The organism is Microcoleus sp. FACHB-SPT15 (assembly GCF_014849525.1).
GTDB classification, from domain to species: Bacteria; Cyanobacteriota; Cyanobacteriia; order Cyanobacteriales; family Coleofasciculaceae; genus Symplocastrum; species Symplocastrum torsivum.
Genome location: NZ_JACJNU010000059.1, coordinates 187,652 through 209,188, shown reverse-complemented (window position 1 = coordinate 209,188; position 21,537 = coordinate 187,652). Strand labels below are relative to the sequence as shown.

Annotated in this window: 18 protein-coding genes; 10 read left to right on the top strand and 8 right to left on the bottom strand. The window is 45.8% G+C overall.

Translation table 11 applies throughout. From position 1 onward, the window contains the following. Nucleotides 1-42: 42 nt before the first annotated feature. From H6F98_RS23890 to H6F98_RS23875, 4 genes are all read left to right on the top strand, one after another. Nucleotides 43-618 carry a Uma2 family endonuclease gene (locus tag H6F98_RS23890; protein ID WP_192221203.1) on the top strand — a complete coding sequence of 192 codons (576 nt, stop codon included), beginning with the start codon at nt 43-45 and terminating at the stop codon, nt 616-618. 260 nt (nt 619-878) lie between these two features. Further along, nucleotides 879-1,529, top strand: a complete 651-nt coding sequence (locus tag H6F98_RS23885) for a Uma2 family endonuclease (protein WP_192221202.1) — start codon at nt 879-881, stop codon at nt 1,527-1,529. A 12-nt stretch (nt 1,530-1,541) separates the two neighbouring features. After that, nucleotides 1,542-1,703 (top strand): hypothetical protein, encoded by a 162-nt coding sequence (locus H6F98_RS23880; RefSeq protein WP_192221201.1) that lies wholly within the window; start codon nt 1,542-1,544, stop codon nt 1,701-1,703. Next, nucleotides 1,657-2,451, top strand: coding sequence for a Uma2 family endonuclease (locus H6F98_RS23875; protein ID WP_192221200.1), 795 nt, complete (start codon nt 1,657-1,659; stop codon nt 2,449-2,451). The genes H6F98_RS23880 and H6F98_RS23875 overlap by 47 nt, the downstream gene beginning before the upstream one ends. A 9-nt stretch (nt 2,452-2,460) precedes the next feature. Here the strand turns inward: H6F98_RS23875 and H6F98_RS23870 are convergent, their stop codons facing one another. From H6F98_RS23870 to H6F98_RS23855, 4 genes are all read right to left on the bottom strand, one after another. Then, the gene (locus H6F98_RS23870; RefSeq protein WP_192221199.1) at nt 2,461-3,810 is read right to left on the bottom strand and encodes a protein kinase domain-containing protein; all 1,350 of its coding nucleotides are present in this window, start codon (nt 3,808-3,810) and stop codon (nt 2,461-2,463) included. A 49-nt stretch (nt 3,811-3,859) separates the two neighbouring features. Next, on the bottom strand, nt 3,860-5,269 hold the full coding sequence (locus tag H6F98_RS23865; RefSeq protein ID WP_192221198.1) for a serine/threonine-protein kinase: 1,410 nt from the start codon (nt 5,267-5,269) through the stop codon (nt 3,860-3,862). Between the two features lie 104 nt (nt 5,270-5,373). Then, nucleotides 5,374-5,541, bottom strand: coding sequence for a hypothetical protein (locus tag H6F98_RS23860; protein WP_192221197.1), 168 nt, complete (start codon nt 5,539-5,541; stop codon nt 5,374-5,376). Between the two features lie 33 nt (nt 5,542-5,574). Then, the gene (locus H6F98_RS23855; protein WP_192221196.1) at nt 5,575-6,645 is read right to left on the bottom strand and encodes a glycosyltransferase family 4 protein; all 1,071 of its coding nucleotides are present in this window, start codon (nt 6,643-6,645) and stop codon (nt 5,575-5,577) included. A gap of 296 nt (nt 6,646-6,941) precedes the next feature. Here H6F98_RS23855 and H6F98_RS23850 point away from each other — a divergent pair, with 296 nt between their 5' ends. Together H6F98_RS23850 and H6F98_RS23845 are read left to right on the top strand one after the other, a co-directional pair. Then, the gene (locus H6F98_RS23850) at nt 6,942-7,466 is read left to right on the top strand and encodes an Hsp20/alpha crystallin family protein (protein WP_192221195.1); all 525 of its coding nucleotides are present in this window, start codon (nt 6,942-6,944) and stop codon (nt 7,464-7,466) included. A gap of 236 nt (nt 7,467-7,702) precedes the next feature. Continuing rightward, nucleotides 7,703-8,371, top strand: a complete 669-nt coding sequence (locus tag H6F98_RS23845) for a hypothetical protein (protein ID WP_192221194.1) — start codon at nt 7,703-7,705, stop codon at nt 8,369-8,371. Between the two features lie 94 nt (nt 8,372-8,465). On the opposite strand, the gene H6F98_RS23840 is transcribed toward H6F98_RS23845, so the two are convergent. After that, entirely contained in the window at nt 8,466-9,671 is a 1,206-nt protein-coding gene (locus H6F98_RS23840; protein ID WP_192221193.1) for a phosphoglycerate kinase, read from the bottom strand. A 188-nt stretch (nt 9,672-9,859) separates the two neighbouring features. Here H6F98_RS23840 and H6F98_RS23835 point away from each other — a divergent pair, with 188 nt between their 5' ends. From H6F98_RS23835 to H6F98_RS23825, 3 genes are all read left to right on the top strand, one after another. Then, nucleotides 9,860-10,273 carry a universal stress protein gene (locus H6F98_RS23835; protein WP_192221192.1) on the top strand — a complete coding sequence of 138 codons (414 nt, stop codon included), beginning with the start codon at nt 9,860-9,862 and terminating at the stop codon, nt 10,271-10,273. A gap of 135 nt (nt 10,274-10,408) precedes the next feature. Next, nucleotides 10,409-11,275: a ribosome biogenesis GTPase YlqF gene (gene ylqF, locus H6F98_RS23830; RefSeq protein WP_192221191.1), complete on the top strand. Its 867-nt coding sequence runs from the start codon at nt 10,409-10,411 to the stop codon at nt 11,273-11,275. A gap of 1,115 nt (nt 11,276-12,390) precedes the next feature. Next, nucleotides 12,391-14,376, top strand: coding sequence for a PAS domain-containing protein (locus H6F98_RS23825; RefSeq protein ID WP_192221190.1), 1,986 nt, complete (start codon nt 12,391-12,393; stop codon nt 14,374-14,376). Nucleotides 14,377-14,492: 116 nt separating this feature from the next. On the opposite strand, the gene H6F98_RS23820 is transcribed toward H6F98_RS23825, so the two are convergent. Together H6F98_RS23820 and H6F98_RS23815 are read right to left on the bottom strand one after the other, a co-directional pair. Continuing rightward, the gene (locus H6F98_RS23820) at nt 14,493-17,906 is read right to left on the bottom strand and encodes a methyl-accepting chemotaxis protein (RefSeq protein WP_192221189.1); all 3,414 of its coding nucleotides are present in this window, start codon (nt 17,904-17,906) and stop codon (nt 14,493-14,495) included. 575 nt (nt 17,907-18,481) lie between these two features. Then, nucleotides 18,482-18,796, bottom strand: a complete 315-nt coding sequence (locus tag H6F98_RS23815) for a hypothetical protein (RefSeq protein WP_192221188.1) — start codon at nt 18,794-18,796, stop codon at nt 18,482-18,484. Between the two features lie 702 nt (nt 18,797-19,498). Here H6F98_RS23815 and H6F98_RS23810 point away from each other — a divergent pair. Continuing rightward, entirely contained in the window at nt 19,499-20,653 is a 1,155-nt protein-coding gene (locus H6F98_RS23810; RefSeq protein ID WP_192221187.1) for an RNA-guided endonuclease TnpB family protein, read from the top strand. A 76-nt stretch (nt 20,654-20,729) separates the two neighbouring features. On the opposite strand, the gene H6F98_RS23805 is transcribed toward H6F98_RS23810, so the two are convergent. After that, a complete protein-coding gene (locus H6F98_RS23805) occupies nt 20,730-21,386 on the bottom strand; it encodes a pentapeptide repeat-containing protein (protein WP_313929931.1) in 657 nt (218 codons plus the stop codon). Nucleotides 21,387-21,537 lie beyond the last annotated feature (151 nt).

Here is a 21,537-nt window from a genome sequence, read left to right as displayed (position 1 = left end):
TCTCGCCTTCACGAATCATTGAAAATCTAAATAAAAATCGCTATGACTGCTCTAACCGTCAACTTTAACTCCGTTATTAAACTGACAGACGAGCAATTTTATCAGCTATGTCAGGATAATGAAACTCTCAGATTTGAACGTAATTCAAAGGGAGAATTAATTATAATGCCACCTACCGGGGGAGAAACCAGCAACCGTAATGCTGGATTAACTGCTCAAATCTGGGTTTGGAATGAGCAAACTCAACTGGGTAAAGTTTTTGATTCCTCTGGTGGTTTTAAACTACCATTAGGTGCAGATCGTTCTCCTGATGCCTCTTGGGTAAAATTGGAACGCTGGAATGCTTTAACTCCCGAACAAAAAACGAAATTTGCTCCCCTTTGCCCTGATTTTGTGGTTGAGTTACTTTCTCCAAGCGATAGCTTGAAAGACACTCAGGAGAAAATGAAGGAATACCGAGATAATGGCGCTCGTTTGGGTTGGTTAATTAATCGGAAATCTAGGCAAGTGGAAATTTATCGTCCAAGTCAGAATGTTGAAGTGCTTGAGTCTCCTATTAGTTTATCAGGGGAAAATGTTCTACCTGGATTTGTCCTTAATCTCGAACCAATCTGGTAAGCTAATCGTCATTTAAATTGCATTACTTTAGGAAGTGTGCTTACCTCTGTATAGCCACAATAAAAGAACTTGAAAGGATTATTAAGGTTGCTTTCTGTTTGCATAGTTGATGAAGACAGAATAGCGATTGCCTGTTCTGTGTCAGTGAATGCGATCGCGTCTATCTTTCCCAAAGTGCGATCGCCCAACACTCAAAACTTGAATAGAAGTTTGAGTAATTGGCTTAAATTTGTAGTCAGATGAATGCTTAAATTCAAATCATGGCTCAGACCCTAACCCCAGCCACACCACCAACCGCAGGTTCCCACCTTGTCCTGACTGACATTAGTTGGGAAATGTATGAGAAACTTCTAGAGGTCTTTGCAGAGCATCCAAGTCTTCGCATGACTTACTACAAGGGAACTCTAGAACTGATGACACCCTTACCAGAACATGAAAGGTATAGTTGGACTCTTGGTCGGCTGGTAGCAGCACTCTCTGAAGAACTTGGGATGGAAATTGTAGGGTTGAAATCGACAACTTGGCGATCGCAATCCAAAACGGCGGGCATTGAAGCCGATGAATGTTTTTATATCCAAAACGAAGCTTTAGTTCGCGGCAAGTTAAAAATTGACCTTACAGTTGACCCACCACCCGACTTAGCAATTGAGATCGATGCAACTCACTCATCAATCGATAAGATGGCAGTCTACGCTGAACTAAAGGTGCCAGAGGTTTGGCGTTGGCAAAAGGGCAAACTTACAGTCAACATTCTGAGCGATACGGGTTATGTCGAACGCGGAACTAGTCTGGCTTTTGACTCGTTTCCAGTAAAAGAGTTAGCAGGATTTATGCAACCAGACGCTCAAAAAGGTGAAAATGCTCGACTGCGAGAGTTTAGGGAATGGGTGCGGCAGCAGTTACGAAGCTAATAGGAAGAGGAAGTGCTGGTGTATGCGATCGCGTCCATCTTCTACAACGTGCGATCGCCTTCATCCGATAATTCAGCCAATATTAATCACAGTACGATGAAGCTAGAGTCGCTGTATGAATACTTCTATGACTTCTGCTGTCAACCCATCCACTTTAACTACAGCCCTACCTGACCATACGCAACTACCAGAGTCAGATGGTACTTTTGTGAAAAATTTTCAGGAGCATCCCCAAAGCATCCTCTTAACTGACTCAATCGAACCAATTTTGGAACAGCGCCATCCCGATGGGCAATATTGTATTGGCCAAGATTGTGGAATTTATTGGCGTTTAACTGACCCGCCAGAGCGAGGTGCAGAAGCACCAGATTGGTTTTATGTACCCAATGTACCGCCAACTTTAAATGGTCAAATTCGCCGTTCTTATGTGTTGTGGCAAGAGTTAATTCCACCCTTCATTGTTATAGAGTTTGCTTCAGGAGACGGGTCAGAGGAACGCAATAGTACTCCTCTATCCCGCGCCGAGCAACAGGGAACTCAGAAACCTGGAAAATACTGGATTTACGAACAAGTGATTCGCCCAGCTTATTACGGGATTTACGAAGTTAATTGCGCCAGGGTTGAGGTGTATTGCTTAGTTGCAGGTCAGTATCAGTTAGTAACAGCAAATGAGAGGGGTCACTATCCTATTTCAACCTTGAGAGTTGAGTTGGGAATTTGGCAAGGTCGATATCAGAATTCCGAGCTTCCTTGGTTGCGCTGGTGGGATGAGCAGGGGAATTTATTGTTAACAGGTCATGAACAAGCAGAACTCGAACGTCAAAGAGCAGAGCAAGCTGAATCACACTTAGAACAGGAACGTCAAAGAGCAGAGCGATTGGCTGCACAGTTGCGAGCAGCAGGTATTGAACCAGATGCGTAAGCTACCTCATCACTCACGCGACTCAGCCGTACCTACACCACAAGCAATTTCACCATTCTGATAGGTTGGATTGGATATTGATAGATCTCCATCTGATTCTGCTTCTTCACACAAAATCGTCATCGTGATGATTTTCTTGGGATTGGCATTCACATCAAAGTCAGTGGCAGGGATGGAAAATACGCCACCAACATAACTCTTGAGCTTGTCCTGCCGGGATATCCCATAATTGAATACGGCGCGATCGCTCATCTGAATCGAGTAGTCATAGGTATCACTCTGAGTCGGAACACCAACTCCCAAATTCACTACAGAATCACTAAAACTCTTGTGTTCCAATTGGTAGGCTTGCTGAGCGCGGTTCATTGCCGTAACATTGACTTTTGCTTCCGGTTGCGGAGGGTGATGAGGGGCAAAAAGAAATCTGGGCAAAAGCGTGGCGAAAAGCCCAACACCTAGCACTTGGAGAACCGTTAAGCTTGCCAGACGGCCATAGTCAGCTGCACCACCCAGAGGATGATGGGCAGGTTCCTGTTTGGGAAAACAAACAGCTTGTAGCGCTACAAGCGCTTGACGCGCTGATTCAAATCGTCGTTCTGCGGCAGGTTCAGTCAGTTTTTCCAACCAGCTAATGAAATTAGCATCCAGAGTCACTTTGTCGGCAAACTGAATCCGCATCTGACGTTGAGGTAAGTTAGCGGGTGCAATGCCAGTTAATAAATGAATGAGTGTCGCACCCAAGGCATACAAGTCAGATGCGGGTACTGCCCTTCCCCACAACTGTTCAGGCGGTGCATAGCCACTAGTTCCCACCACTGTAAACGTAGCGCCCTCAGCGGTAGCTCTATCTTGAACTGCGCCAAAATCTACAAGATAAACTTGTTCATCTTCTCCCAAAATCAAGTTGCTGGGCTTGATGTCACGGTGAAATACAGGTGGACTGAGTTCATGCAAACCAATCAAGATTTTCAGAACCTGTCGGGCAATCCTTTGCGCTTGGAGTTGGGTAAAGCATTTTCCCTTGTCCAACAGTTGTTGCAGAGAGTTCCCTGGAATGTACTCCTGCACCAAGCCGAACCACGGCAAATCACCACCTGTATGCTGATCTATTGAGAAGTAATCGTGATACTTGGGAATTTGAGGATCGTTGAGATGTTTGAGAACTTGCGCTTCGCGCTCAAATAACTTGATTTCGTCCCAGTGCATCTGCGGGTTGAAAGCTAGCAACTTGACAACCACATTTTGTGCTGGTGATGTTTGGATGTCTTGCGCCAACCAAGTTTGACGAGAGGGATTCTGTCCTAGCTTGTGTTGAAGTCGATAACGTCCTTGAAGTACTTGTTCTGCTTGTAGCATCATTATTGATTGTTGGTTATTGGATCTGGGTTGTTGGTTGTTGGTTGTTTTTTTAATTTGTAGAGCTTAGCCAATCTTTAATTTCTTGAGTTAACCAACAGCGCTCTGATTCAGTTAATTCTTTGCCAAAGAAATACTTTCTACCTTTGACTTGGATCGCTATCTTTTCAAAGGGAATCTCTTGTACATTCTTGATATCTGTAATGTTAGCCACTTGTCGAAGATAGCTTAAGCCAAGCATTCGGCACTCCATCACAAAAGTATCTGGGCAAAATTCAATATGTTGCTGCCCAAATAAAGTCCGCAATGCTTCACTGATTTCATTTTGGACTCTTGCGAGTTCTTTGTTAGTTGCAGCCACTATGGAACTCATTACAACAATGAGGATGAATGTAAGAATTGCTACTCCAAAACCGTAGGTCAGACTGTAAAACAACAGTGGAACCAAGACCAGAATTATGAGGATGCTAATCACCATAAAAGGGAGGAAGCCTGCTGTTAGGATAATTTTGGCGATAAAAGCAATAAATTTCGTCAGCGATCGCTTGGGTTTGGGAATGGTGATTGACAACCGTTCAGGAGATTTCTTCAGTCGAATCCGGCTGCCTATGGGCTGAGAAAGGGTAGAACGGGAAGTCGTTTTGGGATAACGATCGGTACGCAAGGCTGTAAGTGCTTCCGTTGCCTGAGTAAAGCGTTGTTCCAAGTCCGGTTCAGTCAGGGCTTCAATCCAGCGAACCAGACGCGGATTAACCGAAATGCGATCGCGAAATTGAATCCGCAAATCCTTAGAAGGCAAATCAGCCGGTGCTGTTCCTGTTAATAAATGAATTAGTGTTGCTCCCAATGCATAAAGATCAGAGGCAGGTACAGTTTTTCCCCAAAATTGTTCTAATGGTGCATAACCTGTTGTTCCCACTACCGTAAAGGTAATACCTTCCGTAGCTGCCGTATCTTGCACTGCCCCAAAATCCACCAAATATACCTGCTCATCATTACCCAAAATTAAATTACTCGGTTTAATATCCCGATGCAGGACAGGTGGATTTAAGCCATGCAGATAAATCAGAATCTCTAAAACATCAGTCGCAATTTTTTGCACCTCGGTTTCTGTGAACCGTTTGCCCTGATTCAACAACTGCCGCACACAAGTCCCTGGAATGTACTGCTGTACCAATCCAAACCAGAACAAGCCAGCACCTGCCTCTTTATCCAAGGAAAAATAATCACGGTAGCGAGGAATCCGAGGATGGTTCAGTTGTTTCAGGACTTGCGCTTCCCGTTCAAACAACTTGAATTCATCCCACTGCATCTGAGGGTTAAACGCCAACAGTTTGACAATTACCAATTCAGGTGGCGATACCTCAAGGTTGTAAGCTAGCCAGGTTTGCCGTCCTGGATTCTGTCCTAGCTGTTGCTTGAGTTTATAACGCCCTTGTAAGACTTGTTGTGCTTGCAGCATTGAAATAGCAGTTTTGTAGCGTCAGGCTCTTTCTAATGTAGCTGCAACTTTTATAGGTACTAGGTGTTATGTGCCAGATGTCCAGAGAAACTGGTTTTGACTATTCATGGTGTGCCTTTATCTTCTGGGGCATAAGTAGAAGTCCCTGCCAATGGTAAAGGCGATCGCTTTTTCACTAGAAGCCTCACTTGACATACAATGCGATGGATTGCTTCAATTCGGGTGTTGCGATCGCCTTTTTTATGTCCACCTACAACACTAACGATGGACATAAAAAGGTGGAAGTTATCTTACTCCACCTAACATTACACTCGGCTTAATCTCCGAACGTGACCATTTTCCGCAAAACGCTCTGCGACAATTTGCTGATAAACCGCTTCATAACCATCAGTCATCCGTCGAACACTGAAGTTGTTTTCTACATGTTCCCGACAAGCATAACGGTTCAACTCACCCACTTTATCAATTGAAGCGATGCAATCCTCAACGCTATTCGCCAAAAAGCCTGTCTTGCCGTGGGCAATCACTTCTGATGTTGAACCGAGTTCAATCGCAATCACTGGCGTACCCGATGCCATTGACTCAATCATCACCAATCCAAAGGGTTCTCGCCAAGTAATAGGAAATAGGGTTGCAACTGCCCCACCCATCAACTCATTCTTCTTGTCGTGGTCGGCTTCTCCCAAATACTCGATTTGTTTACCATCAATATGAGGCTTGATTTCTTGCTCAAAGTAGTCCACATCAACCACATCCACCTTACCCACCATTTTCAAGCGCCAGCCCGAACGCTTGGCGATTTCGATTGCCAAATGTGTTCCTTTTTCAGGAGAAATTCGTCCGAGAAATGCTAGGTAAGGTTGATCTTCTGGCTTTTCATAAAACTTATAAGTGTTTAGGTCAATCCCGTTATGAACTGTTGCGACACAGTTGAGATTTAACCTTGGCTCTCGTTGCGCGTCGGAAATACTGACATAGGGTTGACGACGGGCATGAGTAAACATTTTCTCATTATCGGGAGTAAAAATCCCATGAAGCGTATGAACCGTGGGAGTTTTTACCAAATTAGCGTAGGGCAAAGCTGAACAGCCCATGTGGGAGTGAATGATGTCAAACTCCGAAGCTTGTTCATAAACCCGACTCAGTTGCAGCATCTCATAGATGCCGCATTCCTTAACTGTGGGATCTAGACGCAAAGCTTGCGGGTGAACTGATTCTAATCTCGCCAGAGTAATTGAATCGCCAGAGGCAAACAACGTAACTTCGTGTCCACGCTTAACAAGCTCATCTGTAAGCAAACCAACAACCAGTTCAATCCCTCCATAAGCTGGGGGTGGAACTCGCTCCCATAAGGGGGCAATTTGAGCAATTCGCATGACAAACTCCTATTTCAGATAGAGAAAACTCCTATCAAGGGGTATTGAACACTACCGTTGATAAACTAAGAATCATCACTAAGGATGAAATTTAGTGAAGAATTTATACTTTCGTAAACTTTTTATCAATACGGAAAACCGATATGCTCTCTGTTCGGGAAACTGCACAATAGGAGGAGTTGTCAGCCCTTAATCTCTTTCGCTAAATTAGCTTTCAGAAATAGAGAGAACAAAAGACCTCTCTAACCAAAGTGAAACAGATTACATCTCAAGATTGTTGTAGAGGTAAGAAACCTATGATGATCATGCGTTGGCAACCTTTTCATGAAGTAGAAACCCTTCGCAGTAAAATTGACCAGGTATTCGATGAGCTTAAAAGCGTCACTAACAATCGCTCTGAAACCTGGAGTCCAGCAATTGAGTTACAAGACTCCCCAGAAAACCTGATTTTGCGTGTTCAACTTCCTGGTATCAATCGCAAAGATCTTGATATTCAGGTGACACGCGAGGCTGTGTTAATCGCTGGTGAGCGTCCTTATGAAAAAGGTCAGGAAGACAGAGGTTACTTCCGCTCTGAGTTCTACTATGGCAAGTTCCATCGAGTTGTCGAACTACCTTTACCAGTACAACATGACCAGGTAAAGGCAGAGTTTAGTAATGGTGTCTTGACGTTAATCTTGCCGAAGTTGGAGAAAGAACGCGATCGCGTAGTCAAAATCAATCTCGCTGAACTTGCATCTGCAACGCAAAAAACGAGTCTCGAAGCAGCTAGTGACTCAGTAGCTGAAACTAGCAGACACACTGAGTTAGTTATAGCCTAACCCTGTTTTTCGAGACTTATTTGTTTGTCTTAGCCATCCGATGAACCAGCTAGAGGCGTACAATTGTACGTCTCTATACCGGAACAAATAATATATTGTGCTTAGCAAGTGGCACCTAAAAACTAACAGCTTCCCAAGATAACCGTTGTAGATTCCCAAACATTAGTTGGGAACATTCCGAAAAATCTTGAGTCTACTTCCCCCAAACGTGCCTATACTTTGGGGGTGTAATTTTAATGTTGATTTCCCGTCGCTGGCAGTCCAGAACTGCCGTGCTTGTTGCATTGGGAATAACTGCAACCACGGCTTTCCCAATCCTAAGTGCTACTACAGCTACAGCAATGTCCAATTCCTACGTTGTTGGACAACTCTTTCCACGCTCTAGAGAAGTTCGAGTTTCAGCAGGGACAGTGATTCCGGTTCGCTTTGAGGAGGCTGAAAAAATTGTTGTTACGCCGGATGAAACAGCACCAATAACTCTAGTAGTCGCAGAAGACATTCGCTCTGCGGCAGGAACAGTTTTGATTCCAGCAGGCAGCGAAATCAAAGGAAATTTGCAACCTGTTCGTGGCGGAACTCAGTTTGTTGCTGAGGAACTAACGTTTAGAAATACTGAGCGCCAACGACCCATTGATGCTACCTCTGAAATCATTACTGAGACTGAAACAATTGAAAAAGGAAGCGATTCAAGTAGTATCCTCAAAGGGGCTGCGATCGGTGCAGCCGCAGCAGCAGTACTTTCTGAAGTATTAGGCGATATTGATTTTTTACAAGTCTTGGCGGGTGGTGGACTTGGTGCGGTTGCAGGATTGCTTCTTGGAGGTAGAAATGAAGCAGAAGTGGTTGTTATAAATCCAGATGCCGATTTGGACTTAACTTTGCAGTCTGATTTTGTTTTGAACTAGCTGCATTCATTCAACTCACGGCTAAGTGTTTTTTATTGAAAAGAGGGGCATCGAACCCCTCTTTAGTCAATATTTAATTTAGATGCAGATCAGCTTAAGCATCGTCTAGTGCAGTGATACCAGGGAGTTCCTTGCCTTCAAGCAACTCTAGACTTGCACCGCCGCCAGTTGAGATGTGGCTCATTTGCTCAGCTACACCAACTTTTTCCACTGCTGCTACTGAGTCGCCACCACCGATGATTGTGGTTGCGCCTTGCTTGGTGAGTTCAGCCATCGAGTGTGCGATCGCTTCTGTTCCCACGGCAAACTTATCAAACTCAAACACACCCATCGGGCCATTCCAAATCACTGTCTTGCAATTCGACAGTGCATCCTGGAACACCTTCACTGAGTCAGGCCCAATATCCAAACCCATCCAGCCATCAGGAATTGCTTCAATACTAACCGTGCGCGAATCAGCGTCAGCGGCAAAATTATCTGCAACAACAACATCAGTTGGTAACAGTAAGTCAACGCCTCGTTCTTTTGCCTTGGCTTCCAAAGACTTAGCGAGTTCCAGCTTATCTTCTTCAACCAGTGATTTACCGACACTCAAGCCACGGGCTTTGTAGAAGGTAAAAATCATCCCACCGCCAATCAGCAGCTTATCGACCTTATCCAGCAATGTTTCAATCACGCCAATCTTACTGGAAACCTTAGACCCCCCGATAATTGCCGCCAAGGGCTTTTGAGGGTTCTCGATCGCACTTTGGAGATATTGGAGTTCTTTCTCAATCAAGTAACCCGCTACCGAAGGCTTTAGATAATGGGTAACGCCTTCTGTCGAAGCATGAGCGCGGTGGGCTGTCCCAAAGGCATCATTGACATAGACATCTGCTAATGCTGCCAATTGCTTCGTAAATTCTGGGTCATTCTTTTCCTCTCCAGCGTGGAAGCGGAGATTTTCGAGCAAAGCCACCTGACCATTTTCCAAGGCATTAACTTGGGCAGTAACTGCATCGCCAACACAGTCGTCACACATCGTAACAGTCTGACCGAGCAGTTCCGAAAGACGATTTGCGATCGGTGTCAGGCGCAAGCTTTCTTTCACTTGTGCTTTAGGACGCCCCAAGTGACTGCACAGAACAACCTTGGCATTTTTTTTAATTAAATCTTGGATAGTGGGTAAAGCGGCACGGATACGGGTATCATCGGTGATTGAGCCATTGTCATCCAGCGGCACATTCAAGTCCGCTCGTACCAGTACCCGTTTCCCAGCCAAATCTGACTCATTTAAATCTGCTACAGTTTTTTTGGACACAGTAAGTAATCTCCTAAATTGCCTCTACCTGATGCAATGCGCTCTTATCAACATTCCAGGACTTGTTTGCTTGATAATTGCCCTGTAGATTCACGGCTGTGTACACAAACTGAATCTCCAAAGCGAATAATCTTCGTTCTCAAGCCCGTCCACATTTTACCGGAGTCCGCGTCCCGGAGATGCGTGTGATGTTTAAGACTGTTTTATTTCCCGTTGATCAAAGCCGAGAAGCCCGCGAAGCGGCTGAAGTTGTTGCCAATGTTGTGCAGCAGTATGGCAGTCGCTTATTCCTGCTTTCGGTGATAGAAGAAGTGAATTCCGAAGAAGAAGCTCCCAGTTCGGAGGCGATGATCTCACCAGAAGCGGTGGCTGAACTGCTGAAAAATGCTCAAGCCCTGTTTGCCCAGCAAGGCATTACCGCTGAATCAATGTCTCGTGAAGGTATGCCTGCTTTTACAATTTGTGATGTTGCTGATGAAATCGGCGCTGATCTGATTGTCATGGGCTGTCGAGGGCTGGGATTAACAGAAGAAGGGGCATCAGAAAGTGTCACCAATCGGGTGATTAACTTGTCTCCTTGCCCAGTTCTGGTGGTTCCGTAAGGGCTTAGTTGTCAGTTGTTAGTGGTTAGTTGTTTGATAACTAACCACAAATGCACTGAGCTAACAACAAAATTCCTCTGTGTCATAAAAAGCAACCATAATGGTTGTGAGCCTAGGACAATTGACAACTGACAAATGACTACTCCCTCAATCCAGTGGTATCCCGGTCACATTGCCAAAGCGGAGCGGGACTTAAAAGAACAGCTCAAGCGAGTGGATGTTGTGCTGGAGGTGCGGGATGCTCGGATTCCTCTCTCAACGCATCATCCTCAAACTTCCCAGTGGGTGGGCAATAAAACCAGGGTGTTGGTGCTTAACCGGGTGGATATGATTACGCCCGCTGCCCGACAGCTATGGGTATCGTGGTTTCGGGATCAGGGAGAGACACCCTATTTCACTAATGCTCAACAGGGTAAAGGGATTCGTGAGGTAACCCAGGCAGCGCAGGCAGCAGGAGTGGCATTGAATCAGCGTCGGAGCGATCGCGGAATGCAACCTCGTCCTGTTCGTGCTGTAGCTATGGGATTCCCTAATGTTGGTAAGTCCGCCCTCATTAATCGCCTTTTAGGGCGTCGGGTAGTAGAGAGTGCTCGTCGTGCTGGTGTGACACGACAATTGCGTTGGGTACGCATCTCTGACGAAATTGAGCTACTCGATGCGCCTGGGGTCATCCCAGCAAAGTTAAGTAATCAACAAAAGGCGCTTAAACTCGCGATCTGTGACGACATCGGTGAAGCTTCTTATGACAATCAACGGGTAGCGGTTGCTTTAGTTGAATTACTCAAAGATTTAGAGGATACTGCTGAGTACGGTTTATTACCACCGTCTCCCCTAAAGACGCGCTACGAGCTTGACCCCGCATCCTTCACTGCCGAAGACTACCTGCACGCTTTAGCAGATTATCGCCATCAAGGGGACGTAGAGCGTACAGCACGGCAACTGTTGAATGAATTTCGTAAGGGGGTGTTGGGGGCAATTTGTCTGGAACTGCCGCCAACTTGACTCAGACAAAACTGTAAAATGTAGAGTTTTATTAAGTGGGGTGGGGGGTGAAACCCCTCATCAGGTTAAACTGAAGTCTAGTAGATGCACCCTGATTAAGCGCCCTTGCGGGCGTTTTTTTTTGATTCAGCCAATCAGCGTAAACGATTTAAGACATCTTGCTGAAGCAGAAGCACTGAGCGAAGGCAGAAAATATGAGATAAGCACCGAAAACAAATATCAGGGCTTACACACAAACTCTACACGTAGCGTTTACAAGGGAGTTCAAACTCTACAGGTAGTTAGTTGGTAACTGAAAAGCGTAAGCCCTGTTTCTCTCAACACTTGAACAATCATTAGGTTCATTGTATAAAAAGTATCCAGAAAGGCTTGCCTCCTGTAGAATTTTATTAGGGGTCAATAGGTATTGGTGAAATAGAGCTTTGAACACTATCGTGTCCTCCGAGCTGTAAAGCACCTTAAGCATTGCCTATAAAGCACACGGGTCAACACACTCTCCTCAAGAAAGCTAGGTTAAGGAAGAAGCGATCGCTTCTGACCAACCAGATTGTAAGCAGTACAAGGCATATTACGGATTTTCCGATAACAAAATGTCCCAGTAGAGGCAGAGTGGAGAGTCATAGCAAGGGCTTATCCCGTAAAGCTTGTAGCAAGCCTGTTCCTCCTCACTTTCACTAGTATAAGGAGTTGAGTCGTGGTAATGCCTGTGGATATACACGTAAAACGATACCCGTGAAATCACGGATGATCCAGGCAGTTATATTTGCAACACTGGTAATAATACGGTCAGCCTTAGAGGGAATCAAGTACAGATTTAATACTCTGAACGTTTGACTTAAGACCACTTACGACTGACTCACGACAAAGTTCCCAATTAGAGAGCAAAGTTAGTTCCGTTGACAAAAGGGTGTAGCCGAGTGGTGGAACATACTTATGGGTGGAGTATGAAGAATCAAGCTCAACCATTCACCCTTGATCATCTCTCTCGAACAAGAACTTTGGGTATTTTCCGGAGTGGATTCATGAATGCTGCACTGATTACTGATTGGTGATTAGCATTAGGCTACAGGGGCAAACCTTTTTGTCAGATAACTTTATAAACATCTTCTCTAACAATGGTCAGCAAAATAGCGACTTTTAGACTTCCAGAAAACCTGATTCAGGAGATTCGGTTTCGGGCTGAGGCGACAGGTCGTGATCGCACAGCAATAGTTGTTGAGGCATTGAAGCAAGCCTTTGGACTTCCCCTCAATGATTCACGTCTGGCTACGGTTGAAGAGCTTCAACAACAGCTGAACAAGTTAGAAGAGAATGTCACGACACTGAATGAACAGCTAACAGAACTTTCTCAAAAACCAGATGTAGAAAGTCGAGTTAGTGAGATTAGCCCTGTAATGGAACACTCACTGCTTCTTTCCCACTCTTCTATGGTTGGGGGCACTCTCTCTAGCGAAATAAATGGTATTCCAGAAGGGTGGACGGGAAAGAATAGAGCAACAACAGAAGAAGTAGAGTCAAATAGCGACAAAAGCAAGCCGGACGAAACAGAACTGCAAGAACTGGCAGCAAGGATTTCACAGCAAGCCAGGATATTTGACCAAGTACTCTCCGCCTCTCCTGACCCGATCTGCGTCATTGATCGGGTGGGGAGATTTACTTATGCGAATCTCGCGATCGCACAATTATTTGGCTTGCAGCAGCGTCACATCTTGGGTAAAACCTGGGGACAGCTAGACTTGCCTCCAGAAGTCATGGAGATTGAGCCAATTGATTCCCAACGGGAAGTCGTATTTGCAACCAAGCGGCCCCTAACCAAGGAAATCAGCTACCCAACTCTCGACGGAATTCGAGATTACGAGTGCATTCTTAGCCCAATCCTTGGTATCAGCGGTTGCGTTGAAGCCGTAATTTGCACAGCGCGTGATATCACTGAGCGCAACCACGTAGAAGAATCTCTGCGGGAATCAGAAGCCAACTACCGTCACTTATTTGAGTACGCTAACGACTCAATCTTTATCATTGATTTATCAACCAGTCGCATTCTGGATGCCAATCAAAATGCTGCTAGACGACTAGGTTATACCCGCAAAGAACTCCTCAAGCTGAAAACCAGGGATATTGATGTCCCAGTTCCTGAAGTCCGTCAAAAGACAATTAATCAGCAAATGCAGGCAATGGGCAGTATCATCTTTGATCACGCCCTGCGACGTAAGGATGGTACAGAGATACAGGTTGAAATCAGCAGCCGAATCATTGAGTATCGTGACCAACTTGTCTCTTTGAGCTTTGTTCGTGATATCACCGCACGAAAACAGGCAGAAGAGCGGATGCGTCTATTAGAGTCAGCGGTTGAAAATACCCAAGACGGAATTTTAATTACTGAAGCTGGACAACTCGATGAGCCAAGTCCGAAGCTGCTGTATGTCAACCAAGCCTTTACCCGTATTACTGGCTATGACCTGACGGAAGTTCTCGGTCGAACTCCACGCCTACTACAAGGCCCCAAAACAGACCGCTCTCAGTTAGACAAAATTCGGACAGCCTTGTCCCAGCAGAGACCTGTTCAGGTTGAGTTGCTGAATTACCGTAAAGATAGCTCGGAATTCTGGGTTGAACTCAATATTGTGCCGATCGCTAACAAAAACGGTCAACTGACTCATTGGGTTGCACTCCAGCGCGATATTACAGAGCGCAAACAAGCCGAGGCAGCTTTAGTCGCGTCCAACCAGCAAATTAGTAAGATTCTTGAAAGTATCTCTGATGGATTTCTTACAATCGATCATCAGTGGCAGTTCACAGAATGCAATCATAAAGCAGAGCAAATCTTACAGCGATCGCGAAATGAACTCCTCGGTCAGATGTTGTGGGATGTGTTTCCTGAAATGGTAGGCTCAACCTTTGATCATGAGTATCACAAGGCAGTGGCTCAACAAATTACCGTGAGCTTTGAAGAATTTTATGCACCTTTAGAAAAATGGTTTGAAGTCCATGCTTGTCCCTCTAATGAAGGGCTTTCCGTTGTCTTCAAAGACATTACAAAACGGAAACAGCGTGAAGTAAGTCAACGTGGAACAATCACCCATCATCACTCGCGATCATAACGCTGTCCGCTTTAAGGCTAATGAGTAAACTGCTTTACATCTAAGCCTGATAGCGTTTTCAAATCAATACAGTACAAATTTCTTGTAGGGGCGCACAGTTGTGCGCCCCTGCTGTTTTAGTCCTCACCAACTTTGAACGTACCCACAGAGGCTTGTAATTGAGCCGCAATCCCGACCGTCTCTTGCAGAGAGCCAGAAACTTGTCGGGTAGAATTGCTCGTGCGTTCAGAGACGAGCGCAATCTCCTTCATCAAGTCCGTTACAGCTTGCGAGGTTTGAGCCTGAGACACTGTTGCACTCGAAATTGACTGCACCAAAGCGTCGATTTGGCGGGACACATCCAAAATCTGACTTAGACTCTGCTTGGCATCCTCCACTAGATGGGTTCCTTCCACTACCTGCGTTGTACCGAGTTCCATCGCCTCGACCACTTCAGCGGTTTCTTGTTGGATATTTTCCACAATCTGTTCAATTTCTTTGGTCGCTGCTGACGAACGTGCGGCTAGTTGTCCAACTTCTTCCGCAACCACCGCAAAACCCTGACCTTGTTCACCAGCACGCGCCGCCTCAATCCCGGCGTTAATCGCCAACAAATTTGTTTGTAGCGCGATTTGCTCAATCAGTGACGCGACTTTAGAAATTTTCTGGGACGATTCACCCAACCGCTTAACCTTTTTCGCGGTTTCGGCAACTGTTTCTCGCAAGGTGAAGATATTTTGTACGGAGCGATCCATCGCGACTCCACCAGCTTCAGCGGTAGAAGAGGCTACCCTGGCAACGACAGCAGCCTGTCGGGCGTTCTCAGCTACGTCTTGAATCGAGCGAGTCATTTGCTCCACCGAGTCGAGAGTACGAGTTGTATCCTCCGCTTGCTTGAGCGCTTCAGCGGAAAGTTGACGAATTGCCCCTTCGTTTTCTCCGAGTGAAGCGTTTACCTGGATTGCGGCTTTTTTCACGTTCTTGACGATTACCCGCAGGCTTTCAATAACGGCGTTAAAGAAGTCGGCTACTGTGCCAATTTCCCCAGTCGTCACATCCGCACGAACGGTGAGGTCGCCTTGAGCTGCCTCTTCCACATCACTCAGGAGTCCTAAAAGCTGGGACTGGAGGATTTCTTTTTGTTGACGTTGCTCAGCCGCCAGATTTTCTGCTTTTTGCCGTCCTTGCTCAATCTGTTCTAGGAAATCCTTACGATCCAACGCTAGACCAACTTGAGTGGCTACCTGCTTGAAGAAGGTGATTTCTGCCTCTTGCCAAGCGCGTGGCGCTGAACACTGATGGGTTACCAGTAAGCCGTGTAATTTGTTGTAGGCAAGAATTGGAGCGACTAAATTTGCCTTCACTTTAAAGGGTTCTAGTTGACCGAGGTAACACTGTGTCAAACCAGCTTCGTAGATGTTTTCAGTTGCCTTGACTCGACCATCCAGGTACTTATCAACATATTGCTCAGCAAAACAGGGGTCATGGATATTTGCACCTAGGGACTTGGGCCATGCCGCACCCACAGCTTCGGCAACGATGCTTCCTTGCCAGTTCTCGTCAAAGAGATAGACAACAGCTCGGTCAGTTTTTATGGTTTCTCGAACGCCTGTAATTGCCGTTTCGTAAATGTCTTCGACGTTGAGTGATTCCCGGATACCCGTGATGATTTCATTCAGTTTTTGGGCGCGTGCCGTTTCGGCTTCTTTTTGGGCTAAGAAATTCACACGATCTAAGGACAGTCCAACTCGAATCGCTAACTCCTTGAGGAAGTTGGTTTCAGACTGTTGCCAAACATGTGGAGCGCGACAGTGATGTGCAATTAATAAGCCATAGAGTTCACCATCCTTAAGTATTGGTGTTACTAAATTTGCCTTCACTTCCAGTCGTTCCATCAAGCCCAAGTGTTCAGGGTGAAACCCTGCCTCAAAGACATTATTAGTCGGAACGACACGTCCTTTTCTGTAGGCTTCTAGGAGATGTTCACTAATACACGGGTCTTCAATTTTGTCTCCCAACGCTTGAGGCAAGCCAGGAACAACGGCTTCGGCGGAGATATGTCCACGCCAGTTGGAGTCAAAGCGATAGATGACGACTCGATCAGCTTCCAGGATGCGTAGAGCGCCTAGAACTGCCTTGTCAAAGATCTCATCTAGGTCTTGCAGTGTACGAGCGGGAGAGCTTGCGATGTCACCGAATAATCCTGCCTGCTCGGTTTCTGCTGCTTGTGTCCACAATAAAGTTTCCAATCGGCTTGCCATCAGGTTGATATTAGCCCCCAAGGCAGCGAGTTCGTCTTCTCCTTGCACGGCAACACGAGTGAAAAGTTCACCTTGTCCTAGTCTCTCCACAGCATCGGTGACAGCGAGAACTGGATTCGTTGCCCGTTTAGCGAGATAAGCGGCGATCGCACTGACTAACAATGCGGCTAAGCCGGTTCCCAAGGTTAGGACTAGGAGTAATTGTCGCTGTGGTGCGAAGGCTGTTTCTGTATGTGTGGCAATAGCCGCTTCCCATGGAAGATCGGGCAAGCCTTCTAGTTCGCCAAACGGTGCATAGGCAAACAGAATTTCCCTGTCGTCAGCTACATCACGAATGATTGAAGTATTTGGCTTGTTGAGGGCTTGCAGTTTGGCGAGTTCCGGAAAAACTACCTGAGAATCTTTATTCTCCTTATTCTTTTCGTTCACTACGAAAATTGTCCCGGTAGTCGAGTCAATCAAATAATATTCGTCCCCATCAGTACCGAAGTTTTTGAGCAACTCGTCTAGGGTTGTAACTGGCATCCGAGAACGGACAACAGCAATTGTCTTGCCTGTAGATTGATCTTTAACAGGTGCAGCAATGTGAATGACAAGCTTTCCAGAAGATTGGGATACTTCTGGCTTGCTAATAACAGGTTGCCCGGTTTTGATGACGGTCTGAAAATAGTCTCGATCGCTGTGGTTTTGTAGGCGATCCCCTTGCGATTGGGCAATCACGTTGCCCTTGAGGTCGAACGCAGCAATGCTGTCGTAGATTTTGTAAGCTTCTACAAAGCGGTTTAGGGCTACCTCCTTTTCAGCCACAGGAGTAGTTTCACTAAGATTTGGGTTACTCAGCACGGGGAGAGCTGCCAGTACCTGAATATCTCCATAACGCTCACGCATGAAGCGCTTGACTTTATCTTCTACACTAACGGCGCTAGCAATTTTGGTTTCGGAAATTTGCTTGGTGAACGATTGGTTGGCATATTGGTAAGCGGTTATTCCAGTCAGCAATACTGGAATAGTGCCGAGTGCGATCGCCAAAGCCGTAGCTTTTTGGGTTAAACCCAACCTTGACCACCCTGGAAGGCGCTTTTTCTGAGAGTTCTGGCGTGTGGCCGATGTACTCATCTGCTGAAACTCAACTGGATTGATGGCTGACTGAGGTACAAAAGGCTCCAGAGAACGTTGCTGATTTCTGTAAGTATTTAAACCATTGGGGTTCAGATCTATTAGAGAATTATTCTCTTGTCCATTTAATTCCTGGTTGTAAAATTTTGACTCTGGCTCAAACTTAGTTGTCATGAAACAATCTCCTGAACGTGATAATAAATTGGCAAAATCTTGAAAATTTCAGAACAAAAGCTGAATTGCTCTGTACAGCAATATAGTTATGCAAAAAACTCTGCTCTTGCTAACGACAAACTTCTCCCCACACCTCTTCGCTCTATAACTTTGGGGAGAAAGCCTACTTCCTCCCTAATCAAGAAGGGACTTTAAGGGAATGCAAGATCTTAAGATGCTCAAGTGAGCAACAAGCTTTGCGACTGTCGTCTGATGTGCGACCTTCATGCACCATGTCTTCACATGAGTTTCAGCACCAACCGAACTCATTGCGCGATCGCTGACTCAGACTGTCCCGGCTAGATTTCTGTTACAAAACAAAATGCACCAATGTAACGAGAAAGTTAGACCTGCCAAAACCTATGGAGTATAGAAAATTTCACAAAAGGTGAATTGACTTAAGTCACACCTTGATGCTTCCCCAACAATGCAAAAACCTAATTGACACCAAGCCATTACCGTACTACAGAAACCTGGGAGTTTTAATGACTTTGGTAATACATTAATCTTGTAATACACTTTAACTAGAATAATGCTTAAAGCACTCGTCTACAAGCCACACCAGCAGCAGCGATGCCACCTCCAGCAGCGATTAAAGCGCCCATCGGACCTCCGACTGCCTCGCCAGCTACTGCCATTTCGATTGCTACTGCCAATACGCACTCATCTAAATCAGCTTCCGAACCCGGTTGAGCATTGGGATGATTGTCTTTCCAAGCGTGAGCTAAGGGAAGCGCTAGCTTAGCTAGTTGATTATGGAGGTCAAATTCTCGTATTTCCTCACGAGATACAGAATCAGACTTGACCGATTTTAGATTACTGGACTTTTGTTCTGAGTTGAAGGGACTCATAATGCTATTACCTAAAAAACACCACATTCAGGCACAATGAGATTGACGCGGAAAAGATAGACAACCCTGGTGGTGTCCAACCTGTAAGAGTTTTGAAGCATAGGGCTAGCAATGCAAACCACTACTTTCATCCTCTAAGACGGTCGAAACTGTAAGACGATTGTATAACATGTATTACGTTTCGTATGATAAGACAATTGGCGAACCATTAGCAAGAAAGTCAAGTAGCCTTTATTGAGTCTTTACAAAATTCCATGCTGTTTTAATAAGTTTGCCGGGAATTCCCCAGCCCCTTGTGGGCGGGGTAGTTCACATAATCTTGCTAAGAGTGAGCCAATGCAGTAAGAATCGTTTCTCTACTGCTTCTCAATCGGTAGTGTTTTCGTAAGATTACTACCGTTGGGGAACACAGCTAACGACTAGATGGCAGTAGTGGTTCTAATAATTGATTATTCTCGCTGGAGAGGATTGAGGGGTGATTTCAGAACTCAAAAGGAAGTCCCTCGCGGCGATCGCTAAAGCAGGAGGAATTCAGAACAAAACTCTACTTCTGAACTCCTACAACTCTCCCGCATTCTTATCAAGTTTACAGATTTTAGAGCAAAGCCCACTCCATTCATCGGTGGGATGTAGCGACAAGCACTTTTAAGTGCCGTTTTGTTTTATAGCAATATCCAGCTATAAAGGTGATAAGATTAATCCATGATTGTACTTGAGTTTAAGCTAAAAGGGAGAACGCAGCAGTACCGCATCATCGACGAGATGATAAGGACGGCTCAGTTCATTCGTAATAAAGCACTCAGGTACTGGATGGATAATCGTGGCGTTAAGCTGTCTGACCTCTACAAACAATGTGCTGTAATGGCGCGTGAGTTTGAGTGGGCAGGTAAACTTAACTCAATGGCACGACAAGCCGCCTCAGAACGTGCTATTTTTGCTATCCAACGTTTCTGCTCTAACTGTAAAGCGAAGAAACCAGGAAAAAAGGGTTTCCCAACCTTCAAGAAAAACAGCCGCTCTGTTGAATACAAAACTTCGGGATGGCGTATTTCTGATGATAAGAAACACCTCACCTTCACGGATGGCTTTGCGGCTGGCCCCTTCAAGCTGGTAGGCAGTCGTGAGCTGCACTACTATGCCCCATCAGAGATTAAGCGGGTGCGGGTAATCCGTCGCGCTGATGGCTACTACGCTCAGTTCTGCATTGGAATCGAGCGAGTAGAAGAAGTCGCACCAACGGGCGTTGCTACTGGGATAGATGTGGGGCTGTCCCACTTCTTAACCGATAGCTCTGGAGCGACTGTACCCAATCCTCGCCACTTGCGTAAAAGTGAGAAAGCCCTGAAGAGGGCTTCTCGGCGGGTATCCAGAAAGAAGAAAGGTTCTGCTAATCGCAAAAAGGCGATTAACCGATTAGGGAGAAAACACCTCAAGGTCAGTAGGCAGCGCAAAGACTTTGCTGTAAAGACAGCAGGGGCGCTCATTGAATCTAGCGACTTCATTGCCTACGAAGCCTTGCAGGTGAGAAACATGGTGAAAAACCATAAGCTTGCTAAGTCAATTAGTGATGCGGCTTGGTCGCAATTCACTGACTGGCTGCAATATCTGGGCAAGGTGTATGGGAAGACAGTTGTTGCTGTGGCCCCCCAGCACACAAGTCAAGACTGCTCAGGTTGTGGCGCTACGGTAAAGAAATCCCTCTCACTCAGGACTCATCTGTGCCGTTGTGGGGTGGTGTTAGACCGCGATCACAACGCCGCACTGAACATCCTGTCTAAAGGGTTAAGGCAAGCTGGGTTAGAGATAAATACGGTGGGGCACACCGAAATTAACGCTTGTGGACAGACCGACCTCTAAAGAGCTGGTGGTGACATCAACTCTTCAAGCCGACTGGTTGAAACAAGAATTCCACAGGCTTTAAGCCGTGGGAGTGTCAATTTTGCATTTTCCCATCTGGGAGAATCGCTCCAGTAAGAACGGTTCCTTTAAGGTTTGCTCCGAGTAGGGTTGCCCCCTTCAAGTCTGCGGCAATTAAAATTGCCCTGGATATGTCGGCACGAATCAAGCAGGCTCGGCTCAAGTCGGCTCCTCTTAAATCAGCACCCTGAAGAATTGCCCCAATTAAATCGGCATCCTGTAAGATTGCCCGATGTAGGATAGCTTGATAAAGCGTGGCTCCGTGTAAGTCGGCTTGATAGAGGTTTGCCATTGAGAGATTGGCAAACATTAAGTTCGCTTCTCTGAAGTTTACGGCTACCAGGTTGGCTCTTTTCAAGCTAGCTTCGGGTAAATTTGCCTGTCTCAAGTTTGTTTGCTGTAAGTTGGCATCACTAAAGTCTGCGCCACCTAGATCGGCAACACTCAGGTTAGCGTTACGCAGATCAGCATCACTGAGGTTTGCTCCTTTGAGATTAGCTCCACTCAGATTAGCTCCACTCAGATCAGCTTGCCTCAAGTCAGCTCCAATTAAAATCGCTTCAGTGAGATAAGCTCCCTGTAGCTGTACTCCTACAAAATCTCGCTCTCCTGCGGCATAACGCTTTAGCAGTTCACTCGCATTCATAATATCTCCCAGGTTTTTGCTCCTCACTTCGATTCACAGTGGCGACAGGCGTTACGCGCACAGGCTTTGCCTATAGCGTGCTTATGGCAACTTGACTTGACGCATCACCGATTTAGATTATTTGAGGCAGTTTTACACCTGGTTCTGTTGAATTATCCTTGACTTAAGACAATTTCCA

Bases quoted from the DNA above. Each gene is read 5' to 3' on its own strand.
- H6F98_RS23890 (WP_192221203.1), top strand. From the start codon at position 43: ATGACTGCTCTAACCGTCAACTTTAACTCCGTTATTAAACTGACAGAC.
- H6F98_RS23885 (WP_192221202.1), top strand. From the start codon at position 879: ATGGCTCAGACCCTAACCCCAGCCACACCACCAACCGCAGGTTCCCAC.
- H6F98_RS23875 (WP_192221200.1), top strand. From the start codon at position 1,657: ATGACTTCTGCTGTCAACCCATCCACTTTAACTACAGCCCTACCTGAC.
- H6F98_RS23870 (WP_192221199.1), bottom strand. From the start codon at position 3,810: ATGATGCTACAAGCAGAACAAGTACTTCAAGGACGTTATCGACTTCAA.
- H6F98_RS23865 (WP_192221198.1), bottom strand. From the start codon at position 5,269: ATGCTGCAAGCACAACAAGTCTTACAAGGGCGTTATAAACTCAAGCAA.
- H6F98_RS23860 (WP_192221197.1), bottom strand. From the start codon at position 5,541: ATGTCCATCGTTAGTGTTGTAGGTGGACATAAAAAAGGCGATCGCAAC.
- H6F98_RS23855 (WP_192221196.1), bottom strand. From the start codon at position 6,645: ATGCGAATTGCTCAAATTGCCCCCTTATGGGAGCGAGTTCCACCCCCA.
- H6F98_RS23850 (WP_192221195.1), top strand. From the start codon at position 6,942: ATGATGATCATGCGTTGGCAACCTTTTCATGAAGTAGAAACCCTTCGC.
- H6F98_RS23845 (WP_192221194.1), top strand. From the start codon at position 7,703: ATGTTGATTTCCCGTCGCTGGCAGTCCAGAACTGCCGTGCTTGTTGCA.
- H6F98_RS23835 (WP_192221192.1), top strand. From the start codon at position 9,860: ATGTTTAAGACTGTTTTATTTCCCGTTGATCAAAGCCGAGAAGCCCGC.
- ylqF (WP_192221191.1), top strand. From the start codon at position 10,409: ATGACTACTCCCTCAATCCAGTGGTATCCCGGTCACATTGCCAAAGCG.
- H6F98_RS23825 (WP_192221190.1), top strand. From the start codon at position 12,391: ATGGTCAGCAAAATAGCGACTTTTAGACTTCCAGAAAACCTGATTCAG.
- H6F98_RS23820 (WP_192221189.1), bottom strand. From the start codon at position 17,906: ATGACAACTAAGTTTGAGCCAGAGTCAAAATTTTACAACCAGGAATTA.
- H6F98_RS23815 (WP_192221188.1), bottom strand. From the start codon at position 18,796: ATGAGTCCCTTCAACTCAGAACAAAAGTCCAGTAATCTAAAATCGGTC.
- H6F98_RS23810 (WP_192221187.1), top strand. From the start codon at position 19,499: ATGATTGTACTTGAGTTTAAGCTAAAAGGGAGAACGCAGCAGTACCGC.